This window comes from Simplicispira sp. 125 (assembly GCF_003096555.1).
Classification (GTDB): Bacteria; Pseudomonadota; Gammaproteobacteria; order Burkholderiales; family Burkholderiaceae_C; genus Simplicispira.
The window spans coordinates 3,815,521-3,831,065 of sequence record NZ_QEKM01000001.1; the positions used below are offsets into that span (position 1 = coordinate 3,815,521).

Genomic DNA, 15,545 nt, shown 5'->3' on the forward strand with positions numbered 1-15,545 from the left:
GTCAGCCTGCGCGTGCGGCGAGCAGGTGGCGCGCCAGCTCGGCAAACCCGGCGCCGCGTTCGCCCGCTGTCACATGGCGCGGCAGATGAACAAGCTGGGGTACAAAGCGTGCAATGTTCGCTACGCCTACGCTGTGCGTAAAGTGCTGGAACATGATCTGGTCGTTGGTCGAGTCGCCCACATAGACCCAACGGTCGATTTCACTCTCCAGCGTGCGCCCGAAGAGTTGCTGCACGATCCAGCGCGCACCTTCCCACTTGTTGTGCGCGCCAAACCAACCGTTGATGTGGATGCTGCTGACCGTGGCCGTCATGCCTGCCGCACGCATGATGCGCACCGCATGGTCGATGGCCTCTTGCGGCAGGTGGCTGAACTCGCTGTGGTCGATGGCGATGTCGGTCTCGCGCCCCGGGGAATCGGTGGCCTGGCGTGCACCCGGCACCTCGGCCTCGATCTGCGCCAGCACCTGCTGCATGGCGCGGAAGTTGGCGGCGCGGGTGGCGGCATCCTGTTGGTATATTTTTGATAGCTGTTCGCGCTTGTCAGATAAGCGCTGCAAGCCATTTTGATGTAAATTTTCTGTCGTATTCAGCAGGGCCGCCGCACCGTTTTCCGCCACGATGGCATCGACCGGCCAGGTGGCGGCAAAGGGCGCACTCCAGCCGACCGGGCGCCCGGTGATGGGGACGACATGCAGGCCCGCCGCCTTCAGCGCACCCAGGGCTTGCAGTGCATCGGGTGTGATGGCGCCTTCGGTGGTGAGGGTGTCATCGATGTCGGTCAACACGCCCACCAGGCCCGCGCCGCGGGGCGCGGACCAGGTTGCCAAAGGCGCCATGTCAGCTGGCATGGCCCAGGGCCAGGCCCGCATGCTCGCGCAGCGGGTGAAAGTGGATCTTGGGGAAGCGCTCTTGCGCCAGCCGCACGTCGTAGGGCGATGTGCACAAATACGCCAGCGTCTCGGCCGCGTCGTGCGCCATGCGCAGCGGGTAGGCGTTTTCAAACTCGCGCAACTCGGCGGGGGTGTCGGCGGTGATCCAGCGCGCGCCCGTGTACTGGCAGCCTTCCAGGCGGATATCAGCGTCGTATTCGGCTTTCAGACGGTGCTGCACCACCTCGAACTGCAACTGGCCCACGGCGCCCAGCAGCATGTTGCCCCCGGTGTCGGGTTTGAAGACCTGGATCGCACCTTCTTCGCCCAGCTGGGCCAGGCCTTGCTGCAGCTGCTTGGTGCGCAGCGGGTTCTTGAGCACCACGGTCATGAACAGTTCGGGCGCGAAGAAGGGCAGGCCGGTAAATTGCAGGTTGGCACCGTCGGTGATGGTGTCGCCCAGCTGCACGCCGCCGTGCGTGGTAAAGCCAATGATGTCGCCGGCGTAGGCCTCCTCGACCGCCTCGCGCCGCTGGCTCATGAAGGTGACCACGCTGGTGGGCCGCAGCTCTTTGCCGGTGCGCTGCACCTTGAGCTTCATGCCCGGCGTGTATTTGCCCGAGGCCACGCGCACGAAGGCGATGCGGTCGCGGTGGTTGGCATCCATGTTGGCCTGCACCTTGAACACCACGCCGGAAAAGCCCTCGTCCTCGGGCTGGATGGTTTTGACCACCGGCTGCTTGTTGACCTGCAGCGTGCTGATGCGCGGACCGGGCGGGGGCGACATGTCGACCACGGCGTCGAGCACCTCCATCACACCGAAGTTGTTCACACCGGAGCCGAAAAACACGGGCGTGAGCTTGCCGGCCAGGAAATCTGCATGGTTCCAGGCGGCCGAGGCGCCCACGGCCAGTTCCATGCTCTCCAGTGCGTCGTCAAACGATTTGCCAAAGCGTTTGCGCAGCCGCTCGGCCTCGGCCAGCGGCACCACTTCAAAGTCTTTCGGCCCGCGGTCGCTGCCGGGAGTGAACACGGTCATGGTCTGCGTGCGCAGGTTGATGATGCCGCCAAAGCTTTTGCCCTGGCCCACCGGCCAGGTGATGGGGCAGCAGGGCATGCCCAGCTCGCGCTCCACCTCGTCGAGGATGTCCAGCGGGTCGCGCACTTCGCGGTCCATCTTGTTGACGAAGGTGATGATGGGCGTGTCGCGCTGGCGGCAGACCTCGATCAGGCGGCGGGTTTGCGCTTCCACGCCGTTGGCCGCGTCGATCACCATCAGCGCCGAGTCGACGGCAGTGAGCACGCGGTAGGTGTCTTCCGAGAAGTCCTTGTGGCCGGGGGTGTCGAGCAGGTTGACCACGTGGTCGCGGTAGGCCATCTGCATCACGCTGGACGCGACCGAAATGCCGCGCTGCTTCTCGATCTCCATCCAGTCGGACGTGGCGTGGCGGCTGGCCTTGCGGCCCTTGACGGCGCCAGCAATTTGAATGGCGCCCGAGAACAGCAGCAGCTTTTCCGTCAGCGTGGTTTTACCAGCGTCGGGGTGGGAAATGATGGCAAAGGTGCGGCGGCGCCGGGTCTCAGAGGCGTAGGACAAGGGGTAATCCAGCAACAGGGGAAAGCGTTGGCACCCCCGCGCCCTGTGGGGGCGGTGGGGTGGTGAAAGGCGGGATTTTACGGGTGGGGCCGGAAAGGGGGACCATCGGGCCTTCCGCCGCCGCAGGCCAGGCAGGCCTTTGCTGTGTTTGTGCCCCAAACATGTCACAGTGGCGGTTATGCATTCCGACTCTGTTGCCTCTCCTGCATCGACCTGGGTGCAGGCGGGCACGCCGGCTTACCGGCGCATCAGCCTGGCGCTTTTTCTGGCAGGTTTTGCCACTTTCTCACTGCTGTACTGCGTGCAGCCGGTGTTGCCAGAGCTGGCCGCGCATTTCGGCCTGGGCGCGGCGAGCAGTTCGCTGGCGCTTTCGGTGGCCACGGGCTGCCTGGCGGTGGCGATCTTTGCCGCGGGGGCGCTGTCCGAGGGGCGCGACCAGCGCCGCCTGATGTTCGTATCGATGGCGTTGGCGGCCCTGTTCAACATTCTGGCCGCCTTGGCGCCCTCCTGGGGCGCGCTGCTGGCGGCGCGGGCGCTGGAAGGTCTGTTGCTGGGCGGCGTGCCTGCCGTCGCGATGGCGTACCTGTCAAACCACATCCACCCGCGCGGGCTGGGGTTTTCCATGGGCTTGTATATCGGTGGCACGGCCTTTGGCGGCATGGCGGGGCGCATTGGCATGAGCGCGCTGGCAGACCACTTTGGTTGGCGCGTGGCCCTGGCCACCATGGGGGTGCTGGGCCTGGTGGCTGCGGTCGGTTTTGTGCTGCTGCTGCCGCGCGCCGACAGGCCGGGCGCCCCGGCGGTGCGCAGGGCCCTGGGTTTGCGGTACCACCTGGGCGCCTGGCGCGCCCATCTGCAAACGCCGGGCCTGCCGCTGCTGTTTGCCTCGGGCTTTGCGCTGATGGGGGTGTTTGTCTCGCTGTTCAACTACGCCGGTTTCCGGCTTGCCCTGCCGCCCTATGGCCTGAGCCAGACGCAGATCGGGCTGATCTTCAGTGTCTACCTGTTCGGCATGGTGGCCTCGCCCACCGCGGGCGCGCTGGCAGACCGTCTGGGCCGTGCGCCGGTGCTTGTCGGCGGTGTGGTGCTGATGTCGGCGGGCGTGTTGCTGACCCTGGTGGCGCCCCTGGCGGGGGTGATCGCGGGCATTGCGGTGCTGACTTTCGGGTTCTTTGTGGCGCACGCCGTGGCCAGCGGTTGGGTAGGGCGGCTGGCGCTGCAGTCCAAGGGGCATGCCTCGTCGCTGTACCTGCTGGCGTACTACCTGGGGTCGAGCCTGCTGGGGTCGGCCGGGGGCTGGTTCTGGGAGCATGGCCAGTGGCCGGCGCTGGTGGTCTTTTCGCTGGTCTTGCTGGCGGGCGCGCTGTGGCTCGCGCTGCGCCTGCGCAGCAGGGCCGATGCCGCCAAGGGGTGAGGCAGCGCGCCGCCTGCGGTGCCGATATAATCGCCCCTTCCTCCGAGGAGCGTTGCAGCGGCCCCATTGTGTATGCGGGACGTGAGGCTCGGAGTCATCCCGCAACGACGCTCATCCACTTTCCGTGTGGTGAGCCTGTACCTTCCCCCGGCGAGTGGTTTTTCAAACATGCTTTGGAGCAAACCATGAACGCACGCGTCAACGCCCCCGTCCTCACCGACTGCGCCATTACCGACATTGGCCTGGCCGCCTGGGGCCGTAAAGAAATCCGCATCGCCGAAACCGAGATGCCCGGCCTGATGGCCATCCGCGAAGAATTCGCTGCCAAGCAGTCGCTCAAGGGCGCGCGCATCACCGGCAGCCTGCACATGACCATCCAGACCGCCGTGCTCATCGAGACGCTGCAGGCGCTGGGCGCGCAGGTGCGCTGGGCTTCGTGCAACATTTTCTCGACGCAAGACCATGCCGCCGCCGCCATTGCTGCGGGCGGCACACCGGTGTTCGCCATCAAAGGCGAGTCGCTGGCCGACTACTGGGACTACACGCACCGTATTTTTGACTTCGGCGTTGCAGGCACGCCCGGCGAAGGCCCGAACCTGATTCTGGACGACGGCGGCGACGCCACGCTGCTCATGCACCTGGGCAAGCGTGCTGAAAAAGACGCATCCCTTATTGCCAACCCTACCAGCGAAGAAGAAACCTGCCTGTTTGCCTCCATCAAGGCCAAGCTGGCCGTGGACCCCACCTGGTACAGCCGCAAGAGTGCGGAGATCATCGGCGTCACCGAAGAAACCACCACCGGCGTGCACCGCCTCAAGGAAATGTCCGCCAAGGGCAGCCTGATGTTCCGCGCCATCAACGTGAACGATTCGGTCACCAAGAGCAAGTTCGACAACCTGTACGGCTGCCGCGAGTCGCTGGTGGACGGCATCAAGCGCGCCACCGATGTGATGATTGCGGGTAAAGTGGCCTGCGTTGCGGGCTACGGCGACGTGGGCAAGGGCAGCGCCCAGGCGCTGCGTGCGCTGTCGGCCCAGGTCTGGGTGACCGAGATTGACCCCATCAACGCGCTGCAGGCCGCGATGGAAGGTTACAAGGTCGTGACCATGGAATACGCGGCCGACAAGGCCGACATTTTTGTGACCACTACCGGCAACCGTGACGTGATCACCTTCGAGCACATGACCGCCATGAAGGACCAGGCCATCGTCTGCAACATTGGCCACTTCGACAACGAAATCCAGGTTGCAAAGCTCGAAGAAAAATGCGAATGGGAAGAGGTCAAGCCCCAGGTCGATCACGTCATCTTCCCCGATGGCAAACGCATCATCCTGCTGGCCAAGGGCCGTCTGGTGAACCTGGGCTGCGGCACGGGCCACCCGAGTTTCGTGATGTCGTCGAGCTTTGCCAACCAGACCATCGCGCAGATCGAGCTGTTCACGCACAGCGATTTCTACGAAAGCGGCAAGGTCTACGTGTTGCCCAAGCATCTGGATGAAAAGGTGGCACGCCTGCACCTCAAGAAGGTGGGTGCCATGCTGAGCGAGTTGAGCGACGAGCAGGCTGCTTATATCGGCGTGCCCAAGCAAGGCCCCTACAAGCCCGATACTTACCGCTATTGATTTGCTATTGATGTAATAGCTGCAACCGCTTGCTGCGCAAGCGGTTGAGTCGAATTTTTCTTAAAATATTATGCGTGCTGATGTCTTTTTGGTGGAGAGCGGGCTGGCCAGTACCCGCTCGCAGGCCCAGCGCCTGATCGCCAGCGGGGTGCAGTGGCGCCTGGCTGCGTCCGCACCCTGGAACCGCGTGGTCAAAAATGGCGACGAGATTCCGGCCGGAGCCGAGGTGTGCCTGCTGCAGGAGGCCGAGGCCGAGGCGCGGTTTGTCTCGCGTGGCGGGCTCAAGCTCGAAGCCGCACTGCGGCACGTCGGGCTGGCGGTGCAGGATTTTCAGTGCCTGGATGTGGGCCAGTCCACCGGGGGGTTTACGCATTGCCTGCTGGAGCGCGGTGCACACCGGGTGGTGGGCGTCGATGTGGGCCATGGCCAGTTGCATGCGCAACTGCGCCAGGACCCGCGCGTGGTGTGCCTCGAAGGGCTTAATGCGCGGGCGCTGACACCGGCCTCACTGCAAGAGGCATGGGAGGCCGAATGGTCCGATACGGTGGCGCCAGCGGAAAAAGAAGACGACACACCGCCCGATAACCCCTATCGCTGGATGTCGGGCGATGGCGAGGTGTCGGACTACGACGACAGCGATGATGTGCGTGACGAAGAAGTCGAGCTCGCGCTGGCCCGTGGCCAAGCCCCGCAGGAAAGCCCTGTGGCGGCAGAGGCTTCCCGCCGCCAAGCTGCCTTGGCAGGCCACGGCATTACGCCGTTGTTTGAACTGATTACGGGTGACCTGTCCTTTATCTCGCTCACGCTGGTACTGCCTGCGCTGGTGCCGCTGCTGGCCCCGGGCGGCCATGTGCTGATGCTGGTCAAACCACAGTTTGAACTGCAGCCGGGCCAAGTGGGCAAGGGGGGGATCGTGCGGGATGCCGCGCTGTATACGGTGGTGGAGCAGCGCCTGCGCGCCTGCTGTGCCGATGTGGGTCTTGCCGTACAGGACTGGTTCGACAGCCCGATTGCGGGCGGCGATGGTAACCGCGAATTTTTTGTTTTTGCAAGGAAGGCCGCATGACCGCCACCAATGCAGCACGCCCCGGCCTGCCGGTGAGCGTGGAGTTTTTCCCCCCCAAGACACCCGAAGGCGCCGACAAGCTGCGCACCGTGCGCCAGCAGCTTTATGCGCTGCAGCCCCAGTTCTGCTCCGTCACCTACGGCGCGGGTGGCTCCACCCAGCAGGGCACTTTTGACACGGTGCAGGCCATTTTGCAGGAGGGCGTCGACGCAGCTTCGCATTTCTCTTGCATTGGTGCCACGCGCGCCTCGGTGCGGGAACAGCTGGCAACACTCAAAGCCATGGGTGTGCGGCGCCTGGTGGCGCTGCGCGGTGATTTGCCCAGCGGCTATGGCATGGGTGGAGAGTTTCACTACGCCAGCGACCTGGTGGCCTTCATCCGGGCTGAAACGGGGCGCGACTTCCACATCGAAGTGGCCGCCTACCCCGAGATACATCCGCAGGCCCGCTCGCCCGAGGCCGACCTCAAGGCCTATGCCGCCAAGGTGCAGGCGGGTGCCGATGCCGCCATTACCCAGTATTTTTACAGCGGCGATGCCTACCTGCGCTTTGTGGACGAGGCGCGGCGCCTGGGCGCCGATGTGCCCGTGGTGCCCGGCATCATGCCGATCACCAGCTCCACGCAACTCATGCGGTTTTCGGATGCCTGCGGTGCCGAGATCCCCCGTTGGGTGCGTCTGCGTCTGCAGGGTTTTGGCGACGATGTGGCCTCGATCCGTGCGTTCGGGCTGGACGTGGTCACGGCCCTGTGTGAGCGCCTGCGCGCTGAAGGCGCACCGGCGCTGCATTTTTACACCATGAACCAGAGCGCGGCCACCCTGGAAATCAGCCGCCGCCTTGGTCTGCTCCGGTAACATGCCGGTTTTGATTTTTGCCGTGCTCCGATGAGATCTGTAATTGCTTTGCTGCTGGCCGCTGGTGGTGGCCTGGCAGCGTCTGATGTCACCGCTCAAACGCGCTACCACTGCCGGGATGACAGCGGAAATACTTTCGTTCTGTCCCGCCCCTGTCCGCCGAACGCACGCACGACGGCTGCGGTGTCCGGGTCGGCGCCGTCGTCCTATGGTCGCAGCAGCAATAGCTACTCCACCGCGGTGCGGGTGCCCACCGAAGAGCCGGAACACTACCAGTACATGAGTGCGCGCTGCCGTTCGCTGGACAGCGGCATCCGTTCCGCTTATTCGCGTGGCATCAAACCTGATGTGGTGGAAGGCATGCGGCGCGAATACAAGCGCGACTGCCGTGAGCAGGAGCAGGAGGCTTATTCACAGCTGTCGGATGAACGGCGAGAGGTGAAAAAGCAGCGCCGCGAGGAAGAAAAATCGGCCCAATTGGTCGGCCAGAGCCAGCGTGAGCAGGAGCAGCGTTTCGCGGAACAGTGTGCCGAATCGCGTCGCATCATTGCGACCAAACGCGCGCGCACGGACCTCTCTGCGGGGGAGCGCAATGAGCTCAGCCGTTTCGAGGACGCCTTCCTCGCTCGTTGCAAGCGCTGATCGACAGGCCCGCCCTGGCCTGTGGGGCGGATCAGCTGCCTGATTCGAGCGTGTGGGTCGCGTTGCGATCCTGCCCCAGCCGTTCCACCAACTGCGGTAGCGCCTGTTGCAGGCCCGCTTTCAGGGTGTGGGGCGGGTTGATGAGGAACATGCCGCTGGCGGGTAAGCCCGGGCGCTGCGTTTCGCCCTGAGCGTTCTCGGTGATTTTGCTGGATTTCACCGTGAGCGTGGCGTGCAGCCAGCTCTTGCCTGCCTTCTGCGCCATGGTCTTGAGTCTGCGGGGCAGGTCGTGGGCTTCGGGGCGCGGAATGATGGGGTACCAGACCGCATAGGTGCCTGTGGCAAAGCGCTTGAGTCCGTCTTGCACCATGTCCAGCACCTTGCTGTAGTCGCTCTTTATTTCATAGCTGGGATCGCACAACAGCAAAGCGCGGCGGGCCGGTGGAGGTAAAAATTTCTTGACCCCCTCGAAACCATCCTCGTGCAGCACGGCCACCTGGCGCCCCGCGTCAAGCTGGGCCACATTGCCTGCCAGAGCACGCAAGTCGGTGGGATGCAGTTCAAACAGCTTGAGCTTGTCGTGCGCGCGCAGCAGGCGCTGGATGATGAAGGGTGAGCCCGGATAGACTTTGGTGCTGCTGCCCTGGTTGAATGCGCGCACCAGGTCCACATAGTTTTGCAGCATCGGCGCCAAGGCTTCGCCCGGAGTGTCGGCGGCGGTGAGGCGCAGGATGCCCTCTCTGGCCTCGCCACTGGTGCGTGCGTAGTCACCGTCCAGTCGGTACAGGCCTGCGCCGGCATGGGTGTCCAGCACGGTCAAGGCGGCATCCTTCTCGGTCAGGTATTGCAGGGCGGCAATCAGCACTGTGTGCTTGAGCACATCGGCGTGGTTGCCTGCATGGAAGGCGTGGCGGTAACTGAACATGCTCCAATGGTAACCATGCGGCTGGTGTTTGCTGTTTGCTCCGAATCTTGAGGGTGGGATGACCCTGTGTGTGTGAGGCTCAAGGGTGGGCACAATCGGCACTATTTCGCTGTCACTGACGTTTTTTTGCAGCCAAGATGCGTTTTGTTGCGTCGGGCGGGTTTCTGTGAGGCGATGATTGCGCCTTAATCATCTTCTGGGTTGCCCATCCATCCCTTGTCCTTCTGCCATGAATGTTCGCTCCACTTCTGCGCCCGCTCCAGGGGCGCTCCATGTTGATGCACTGCCGGTGGGCACGCGCCTTGGCGAGTTCGAGATCCTCGCGCTGCTGGGCGTGGGAGGATTCGGCATGGTGTACCGGGCGTTCGACCACTCTCTGCACCGGGCCGTGGCTATCAAGGAGTTCATGCCTGCGGCGCTGGTCGCTCGTACGGACGATGGCTCACTGCTCGCGCGCTCGCCCGCCGACCAGTCGGCATTTATGGCCGGCTTGAAGTCTTTTGTGGGCGAGGCGCGCCTGCTGGCACAGTTCGATCATCCATCGCTGGTCAAGGTGTTCCGCTTCTGGGAAGCCAACAACACCGCTTACATGGTCATGCCTTTGTACACCGGCATGACCTTCAAGCAGGCGCGCGCGCAAATGCGCACCCCGCCGCCCGAGGCCTGGCTGCGCAAGGTGCTGTGGTGCGTGCTGGGGGCGCTGCGTGAACTGCATGATGGGCAAACTTTGCACCGCGATGTGTCGCCTGACAACCTTTTTCTGCAGGATATCGGGCCCCCGGTGCTGCTTGATCTGGGGGCTGCGCGCCATGCGATCAATGACCGGGACCACAAACACACCGCCGTTCTGAAGGTGAACTACGCGCCCATCGAGCAATACGCTGATGGCGATGCCGATCTGGCCCAGGGGCCCTGGAGTGATCTGTACTCACTGGCCGCCGTAGTGCACGGTTGCCTGTGCAACGATACGCCACTGCCTTCCACCCTGCGTTCGATCCGGGACCGTATGGTGCCGTTCTCCCGTGTAGCCAAAACAGTTTTTCGCCAGTTCGGGCAAGAATATTCGCCCGCCTTCGTGGCAGCCATCTCCCAGTCTCTGGCACTCAATCCTCGGGACCGTCCGCAGAGCATCGATGCCTTCCTGCAGATCATGGAGATGACGACCCCACCTGAAGGGGTGGAGCATTTTGATTTTCGCTCCGATCTGGGTGACATCTGGGTCGAACCCACCGACCAGCCAGGCCCGGGCCATGTGGTGCCTACGGTGGATGTGACCTCGGAGATGAAAGAAAAACTCCGGCAATCATCCTCTCCTGGGCCCCTGGCTCCTGCCGCAGCGGTGGCTGCACCACTGTCGGTACCGGTGGATACCGCCAAGGTGCGCAGCCCGGTGCAGGACGCCATCCTTCTCCCTGACGCAGCCGATACAGTGTTCCTGGATGCGGGTGATACGGTGGCCATGGAAGACATTGCCGACAGCCGTTTTCTGGATCCGGATCCGGCGCACGGTATCCACGCGGCCGGTGTGGCGGGACGGCAAAAGCCAGGCCTCGAGAAAGTGCATGCCCATAGCCCCTCGCAAAAGGCGGCCGCACGGGCGGCCAAGGAGGCAGGTCGCACGCGCGAAAAAACCGCAGCACGTCCCTTGGGCATGACGTGGCTGGTCATTGCCGGCGTCTTTGTCGTCGTGGCGGCGGCTGCAGCCTATGGCTGGCGCAGCCGTGCCCCGGCATCTGTGGAAGCGATCATTACCGAGTTAAAACCTCCGGTAGAAGCATCGCCACCCCTGGCGGTGCAGCAGAGCGTCGCTGAGCCGACTTCTGATCCCACAGCCGCACAAGCGGCCGCCAGCGAGCCTGCGGTCATTGTGGAACCGTCCCCCGCCTTTGTGGCCACGGACGATCCACGCGCGGTCTCCAAGTCGCCGCCGCGAGCGGCCCGAACAACCAAAGTCGCCAAAGAGCAGCCCGCGCCGGTGTCCAGCCCTGCACCAGCCCCCGAGCCTGCGCCCGCCCCACCCCCGGAGCCGCCAGCACCTAAGCCTGCACCGCGTCCGCCAGCACCCCTGTGCGAGAACACCAATGTGTTCACCCGCAGCATGTGTCTGCGTGAAGAGTGTCGCAAGCCGGGCAATGCAGGCCGCGCGGCCTGTGTTGAGTTCCGTAAGGCCATGGAGCCTCTGGAGCGTAGTAACTTTGCCAATTGAGCCGCCTGCTGTCGATGCGTCTGCGCCATATTGAAGTTTTCAACGCGGTCATGGTCACCGGCAGCGTCAGCGGCGCTGCGCGTCTGATCAACATCACCCAGCCGGCCGTCAGCCGCACCCTCAAACACGCCGAATTGCAATTGGGCTTCCCGTTGTTTGAACGGGTGGGGGGGCGGCTTGTGGCCACGGCTGAGGCGCGCAGCCTGTTCCCGTTGGTGGACAGGCTGTTCAGCATGGCCCGTGCCGCGTCTGCCGTGCGCGATGCGCTGGGTTTGCCGGTTCTGACAACGCCAGAGAGCGCTGTGCGCACGCACAGCGTGACTGCTTTTGCAAGTCACTTGGTATAAGTGCGCAGTTTTTGTATAATGGCAGGCTTCGCAGCGCTTGCGTGCTCCGCGGCGAAGTGTGAGCGCGGTCCTTGGGCCGTGTTTGCAAGTACCACCTAAGAGGTTTCCGCTCAGAGAAACGCCGACCGTGGAAAAGAGCGCCAAGGACACCGGCCCCTTTTTAGGCCGGTCAAGCCCTCGAAAGAGAAAACTCATGTCTACATTCAGCGCCAAACCCGCTGAGGTCGTGCACGAGTGGTTTGTGATTGACGCCACCGATAAGGTGCTCGGCCGGGTAGCCAGCGAAGTTGCCCTCCGTCTGCGCGGCAAACACAAAGCCATTTACACGCCTCACGTTGATACCGGTGATTTCATCGTCATCATCAACGCCGCAAAAATCAAGGTCACCGGCACCAAGTCGATCGACAAGGTGTACTACCGTCATTCGGGTTATCCCGGCGGTATTACGGCCACGAACTTCCGCGACATGCAATCCAAGCACCCCGGCCGCGCGCTGGAGAAGGCTGTCAAGGGCATGCTGCCCAAGGGCCCGCTCGGATACGCGATGATCAAGAAACTCAAGGTGTACGGTGGTGCTGAGCATCCCCACACCGCCCAACAGCCCAAAGTGCTGGAACTGTAAGGAGCCTTGAGATGATTGGTGAATGGAACAATGGAACCGGCCGTCGCAAATCCAGCGTCGCCCGCGTGTTTCTGAAAAAAGGCTCTGGCAAGATCACAGTCAACGGCAAGGACATCCAGTCCTACTTCGGCCGTGAAACCTCGATCATGATCGCCAAGCAACCCCTGCTGCTGACCAACCACGCCGAAACCTTCGACGTGATGATCAATGTGCATGGCGGCGGTGAGTCCGGCCAGGCCGGCGCGGCCCGCCACGGCATCACCCGCGCCCTGATCGACTATGACGCAACGCTCAAGTCGGCCCTGAGCCAGGCTGGTTTCGTGACGCGCGATGCGCGCGAAGTCGAGCGTAAGAAAGTCGGTCTGCGCTCTGCACGCCGCGCCAAGCAGTTCTCTAAGCGTTAATCCGCTTTTTTACTGTTTTGCCCCAAACCGCATCCGGGTTATCCCGTTTGCGGTTTTTTCTTTTCTGGCGGATGGAGCCCAGTAGCCAGGGTATATTGCGGCACGCGCCGCATGCCTCGCCTCGCAGGGCGTGCACTGCCCGAGCCCGAACCACTGCACAGGAGAACGACGCCCCCATGCGTTTGCGATTGTTGCGCCGCCGCCTGACCATCAGTGCCCCCCGCATGGCGGTGCGCAGTGCCATGCCCTGGCCGCTGCGCTGGTTGTTTCTGGCGGTCGTACTCGGTCTTTGTGCTGCCGTGGCCTTGTGGGCTTTTGAATTTGGTCGCTCCATTGCCGGTATTGACACGGTGAGCCGTGAAGAATTGATTCGATTGCGTTCTGAGCTGGACCGTCTGCGTGAAGACAATCAGCTCCAGCAGTCGGTGGCTAACAGCTCGGACAGCTTGCTGGTCGCCGAGCGCACGGCGATGCAGCAACTGATGGCCCGTCTAAAGCAAGCCGAAGCTGAAAACATGGCCCTGCGGGAAGACTTGGGGTTTTTTGAGAAGCTCATCCCCGCCAACACTGGCAGCCTTAGCATGGCCATTCGGGGATTGCAGGCGGAAATGCGGGCGGACTCCCATCTGCGCTGGCAGGTGTTGGTGATGCGCCAAACCAAGAATGCCCCGGAATTCAAGGGCCGGCTAGAGCTGGTGCTGTCTGGCACGCGCGACGGCAAGCCCTGGAGCCAGACAGTATCCGATGCAGCAGTATTGCAGTTGCGCCAGTACCGCCGCCTGGAGGGGGTGGTCGATTTGCCGCTGCGGGCCATGGTAAAAACCGTCACCGCTCGCGTCATGGAGGGGGCCACCCTCCATGCTACGCAGACCGTAGTACTGGGCCAGGCCGCCGCCGCGCACTGATGCACACCGATTTGTTCGAATGCGTGCCCGTGCACGCCAAGGAGTCCGACCCATGTTTTCCCGCAACAAGCAACCACCCATCAAGAGCCTGATCGCCGAAGGCACCCGCATCGAAGGTAATGTGCACTTTACGGATGGCTTGCGCATTGATGGTGAAGTGGTGGGCGACGTGCGAGCCGCTTCAGACAAACCCGGGCTGCTGGTCATCTCGGCCTCGGCACGGGTCGACGGCGCGGTCTATGCCGACCATGTGATCGTCAACGGTCATATCAATGGCCCGTTGCATGCGGGCACCATGCTGGAGATGCAGCCCAAGGCGCGTATTGCTGGTGATGTGCACTACAAAACCTTGGAAATGCACCAGGGGGCCACCATCTGCGGGAAGATGATTCCTGCCGATATGGTGGTGGAAGAAATGCCCACACTGAAATTGGCGTCAAGCAAGCAGTGAACAGAAGAAACGGGGAGATTGCAGTAGCATCGTACCCAACCAGAATTGGAGTTCGCCCATGAGTGCCGTTGCCGAAAATATCCCCACCGAGATGCCTGATCCTATTATCTTCACCGAAAGTGCGGCGGCCAAGGTGGCAGATTTGATTGCCGAGGAAGGCAATCCGGAGCTCAAGCTGCGCGTTTTTGTGCAAGGCGGTGGCTGCTCGGGCTTCCAGTATGGCTTTACCTTTGACGAAATCACCAACGAAGACGATACGGTGATGACCAAGAACGGCGTTTCGCTGCTGATCGACGCCATGAGTTTCCAATACTTGGTGGGTGCCGAGATCGACTACAAGGAAGATCTGCAGGGCGCGCAGTTTGTTATCAAGAATCCGGGTGCCACCTCGACCTGCGGCTGCGGTTCCAGCTTCTCCTGAGCCTGGCTTTGCCAGGGCCGCTCGTGCCGCCGGGTGCGCAGGCTCCTGCAGAGTGTCACGCAGGGTAGATGCACCCCAACACACGGGCGCCTTGGGCGCCCGTTGCCATTGGGAGGTTGCCCGGCAGGCCCAGCATGGCTTGGCGGGCCAGCCAGGCAAAGGCAGCACCCTCCACCTGCAGGGCCGGCAAGCCAAAAGCATCGGTCGCCTGCACCCGCAGCGAAGGCAGCAGTGCCTGCAAGCGTTTCATCAGGTGCTGGTTGAATGCACCACCGCCACAGACTGCCAAAGATTTACTATTGTTTTTGTAGCTTGATGCGCTTGCTGCACAAGCGCTTGCAGTGAATTCGGTGAGTGTGGCCTGGATATCGACGGGAGATGCGGAGCCAAAACCTGCCAGTTGCTTCTGTAGCCATTGGGGGTGAAACAGGTCGCGCCCCGTGCTTTTGGGTGGCGCCCGGTGCAGGTAAGGCTCCTCGTTGAACAAGGCCAGCAAACCGGGTAGCACCTGGCCGCTGGCCGCCCAGCTACCGTCCCGATCGAATGGCTGCTTCGTATGGCGCTGGCACCAATGGTCCATGAGGGCGTTGCCCGGGCCGCAATCAAAACCCAATACATGGCCGCCAGCAGTCAGTACGCTGAGGTTGGCAATCCCGCCAATGTTGAGCACCAGCAAGTCCTGCCCCGGTTGGCCGAACATGTGCTGGTGAAAGGCGGGCACCAGAGGCGCGCCCTGGCCGCCAGCCGCCACGTCGCGGCTGCGCAGGTCGGCCACCACGGCAATGCCAGTCCGTTCGGCCAGCAGGGCAGGGTTGTTGAGCTGGAGGGTATAGCCCGTGCCGTCGAATTCCCCAGGACGGTGGCGCACAGTCTGGCCATGGGCTCCAATGGCCCGCACCGCATGGGCGGGTACGTCAGTATTCTTTAACAGGTCGCGCACGGCCCTGGCGTAGTGGAGAGCCAGAGCGTTGGCGGCCAGGGCTGCGCGGTGCAGTTCGTTGGCACCAGGGCTGTTGAGCGCCAGAAGCTCGGCGCGGGTGGTGTCGTCAAAGGGGGCTGCATGGTGCGCCAGCACACGGCAGCGCGGGCCGGAAAAATCGGCCAATACAGCATCGACGCCGTCGAGCGAGGTGCCCGACATCAGGCCGATGTAAAGCTCGGACATAGGTATGCTCGTGGGCCGCAGTGCCGGGAAGAG

The 15,545-nt window shown here is 63.1% G+C and carries 15 protein-coding genes, 1 pseudogene and 1 riboswitch; of the genes and pseudogenes, 12 read left to right on the forward strand and 4 right to left on the reverse strand.

Annotated elements, in window-relative coordinates; all coding sequences use genetic code 11:
- Position 1 precedes the first annotated feature (1 nt).
- Together C8D04_RS17830 and C8D04_RS17835 are read right to left on the reverse strand one after the other, a co-directional pair.
- A complete protein-coding gene (locus C8D04_RS17830) occupies positions 2-850 on the reverse strand; it encodes an HAD-IIB family hydrolase (protein WP_243405768.1) in 849 nt (282 codons plus the stop codon).
- Positions 840-2,468: a peptide chain release factor 3 gene (locus C8D04_RS17835; RefSeq protein WP_116005901.1), complete on the reverse strand. Its 1,629-nt coding sequence runs from the start codon at positions 2,466-2,468 to the stop codon at positions 840-842. Before C8D04_RS17835 ends, C8D04_RS17830 begins: the two co-directional genes overlap by 11 nt.
- Positions 2,469-2,646: 178 nt before the next feature.
- On the opposite strand from C8D04_RS17835, the gene C8D04_RS17840 reads away from it, so the two are divergent.
- From C8D04_RS17840 to C8D04_RS17860, 5 genes are all read left to right on the forward strand, one after another.
- Positions 2,647-3,882 (forward strand): MFS transporter, encoded by a 1,236-nt coding sequence (locus C8D04_RS17840; RefSeq protein ID WP_116002902.1) that lies wholly within the window; start codon positions 2,647-2,649, stop codon positions 3,880-3,882.
- 38 nt (positions 3,883-3,920) lie between these two features.
- Positions 3,921-4,002: riboswitch (S-adenosyl-L-homocysteine riboswitch) on the forward strand.
- A 65-nt stretch (positions 4,003-4,067) separates the two neighbouring features.
- Positions 4,068-5,504 (forward strand): adenosylhomocysteinase, encoded by a 1,437-nt coding sequence (gene ahcY / locus C8D04_RS17845; RefSeq protein WP_116002904.1) that lies wholly within the window; start codon positions 4,068-4,070, stop codon positions 5,502-5,504.
- A 70-nt stretch (positions 5,505-5,574) separates the two neighbouring features.
- Positions 5,575-6,570 (forward strand): TlyA family RNA methyltransferase, encoded by a 996-nt coding sequence (locus C8D04_RS17850; RefSeq protein ID WP_116002906.1) that lies wholly within the window; start codon positions 5,575-5,577, stop codon positions 6,568-6,570.
- Positions 6,567-7,424 carry a methylenetetrahydrofolate reductase [NAD(P)H] gene (gene metF, locus C8D04_RS17855; protein ID WP_116002908.1) on the forward strand — a complete coding sequence of 286 codons (858 nt, stop codon included), beginning with the start codon at positions 6,567-6,569 and terminating at the stop codon, positions 7,422-7,424. The genes C8D04_RS17850 and metF overlap by 4 nt, the downstream gene beginning before the upstream one ends.
- 48 nt (positions 7,425-7,472) lie before the next feature.
- Positions 7,473-8,066, forward strand: a complete 594-nt coding sequence (locus C8D04_RS17860; protein ID WP_233521054.1) for a hypothetical protein — start codon at positions 7,473-7,475, stop codon at positions 8,064-8,066.
- A gap of 31 nt (positions 8,067-8,097) precedes the next feature.
- Here C8D04_RS17860 and rlmJ read toward each other — a convergent pair whose 3' ends face one another.
- The gene (gene rlmJ / locus C8D04_RS17865) at positions 8,098-8,991 is read right to left on the reverse strand and encodes a 23S rRNA (adenine(2030)-N(6))-methyltransferase RlmJ (RefSeq protein ID WP_116002912.1); all 894 of its coding nucleotides are present in this window, start codon (positions 8,989-8,991) and stop codon (positions 8,098-8,100) included.
- Between the two features lie 229 nt (positions 8,992-9,220).
- Between rlmJ and C8D04_RS17870 the strand changes: the two genes are divergently transcribed.
- The 7 genes and pseudogenes from C8D04_RS17870 to erpA all read left to right on the forward strand — a co-directional run bounded on the left by C8D04_RS17870 (position 9,221) and on the right by erpA (position 14,347).
- Positions 9,221-11,197, forward strand: a complete 1,977-nt coding sequence (locus C8D04_RS17870; protein ID WP_116002913.1) for a serine/threonine-protein kinase — start codon at positions 9,221-9,223, stop codon at positions 11,195-11,197.
- 14 nt (positions 11,198-11,211) lie between these two features.
- Positions 11,212-11,427: pseudogene (locus C8D04_RS19070) on the forward strand (LysR family transcriptional regulator); the annotation flags it as partial.
- A gap of 310 nt (positions 11,428-11,737) precedes the next feature.
- Positions 11,738-12,166, forward strand: coding sequence for a 50S ribosomal protein L13 (gene rplM, locus C8D04_RS17880; protein ID WP_116002914.1), 429 nt, complete (start codon positions 11,738-11,740; stop codon positions 12,164-12,166).
- 11 nt (positions 12,167-12,177) lie between these two features.
- Positions 12,178-12,570: a 30S ribosomal protein S9 gene (gene rpsI, locus C8D04_RS17885; RefSeq protein ID WP_116002915.1), complete on the forward strand. Its 393-nt coding sequence runs from the start codon at positions 12,178-12,180 to the stop codon at positions 12,568-12,570.
- A gap of 176 nt (positions 12,571-12,746) precedes the next feature.
- Entirely contained in the window at positions 12,747-13,475 is a 729-nt protein-coding gene (locus tag C8D04_RS17890) for a DUF6776 family protein (protein ID WP_116002916.1), read from the forward strand.
- Positions 13,476-13,527: 52 nt separating this feature from the next.
- Positions 13,528-13,926, forward strand: a complete 399-nt coding sequence (locus C8D04_RS17895; protein ID WP_116002917.1) for a polymer-forming cytoskeletal protein — start codon at positions 13,528-13,530, stop codon at positions 13,924-13,926.
- 58 nt (positions 13,927-13,984) lie between these two features.
- A complete protein-coding gene (gene erpA, locus C8D04_RS17900; protein ID WP_116002918.1) occupies positions 13,985-14,347 on the forward strand; it encodes an iron-sulfur cluster insertion protein ErpA in 363 nt (120 codons plus the stop codon).
- Between the two features lie 55 nt (positions 14,348-14,402).
- Here the strand turns inward: erpA and C8D04_RS17905 are convergent, their stop codons facing one another.
- Positions 14,403-15,512: an anhydro-N-acetylmuramic acid kinase gene (locus tag C8D04_RS17905; RefSeq protein ID WP_116002919.1), complete on the reverse strand. Its 1,110-nt coding sequence runs from the start codon at positions 15,510-15,512 to the stop codon at positions 14,403-14,405.
- Between the last annotated feature and the right edge of the window lie 33 nt (positions 15,513-15,545).

Bases quoted from the DNA above. Each gene is read 5' to 3' on its own strand.
- rlmJ (WP_116002912.1), bottom strand. From the start codon at position 8,991: ATGTTCAGTTACCGCCACGCCTTCCATGCAGGCAACCACGCCGATGTG.
- erpA (WP_116002918.1), top strand. From the start codon at position 13,985: ATGAGTGCCGTTGCCGAAAATATCCCCACCGAGATGCCTGATCCTATT.
- C8D04_RS17870 (WP_116002913.1), top strand. From the start codon at position 9,221: ATGAATGTTCGCTCCACTTCTGCGCCCGCTCCAGGGGCGCTCCATGTT.
- metF (WP_116002908.1), top strand. From the start codon at position 6,567: ATGACCGCCACCAATGCAGCACGCCCCGGCCTGCCGGTGAGCGTGGAG.
- C8D04_RS17830 (WP_243405768.1), bottom strand. From the start codon at position 850: ATGCCAGCTGACATGGCGCCTTTGGCAACCTGGTCCGCGCCCCGCGGC.
- rpsI (WP_116002915.1), top strand. From the start codon at position 12,178: ATGATTGGTGAATGGAACAATGGAACCGGCCGTCGCAAATCCAGCGTC.
- C8D04_RS17840 (WP_116002902.1), top strand. From the start codon at position 2,647: ATGCATTCCGACTCTGTTGCCTCTCCTGCATCGACCTGGGTGCAGGCG.
- rplM (WP_116002914.1), top strand. From the start codon at position 11,738: ATGTCTACATTCAGCGCCAAACCCGCTGAGGTCGTGCACGAGTGGTTT.
- C8D04_RS17890 (WP_116002916.1), top strand. From the start codon at position 12,747: ATGCGTTTGCGATTGTTGCGCCGCCGCCTGACCATCAGTGCCCCCCGC.
- C8D04_RS17850 (WP_116002906.1), top strand. From the start codon at position 5,575: ATGCGTGCTGATGTCTTTTTGGTGGAGAGCGGGCTGGCCAGTACCCGC.
- C8D04_RS17895 (WP_116002917.1), top strand. From the start codon at position 13,528: ATGTTTTCCCGCAACAAGCAACCACCCATCAAGAGCCTGATCGCCGAA.
- ahcY (WP_116002904.1), top strand. From the start codon at position 4,068: ATGAACGCACGCGTCAACGCCCCCGTCCTCACCGACTGCGCCATTACC.
- C8D04_RS17905 (WP_116002919.1), bottom strand. From the start codon at position 15,512: ATGTCCGAGCTTTACATCGGCCTGATGTCGGGCACCTCGCTCGACGGC.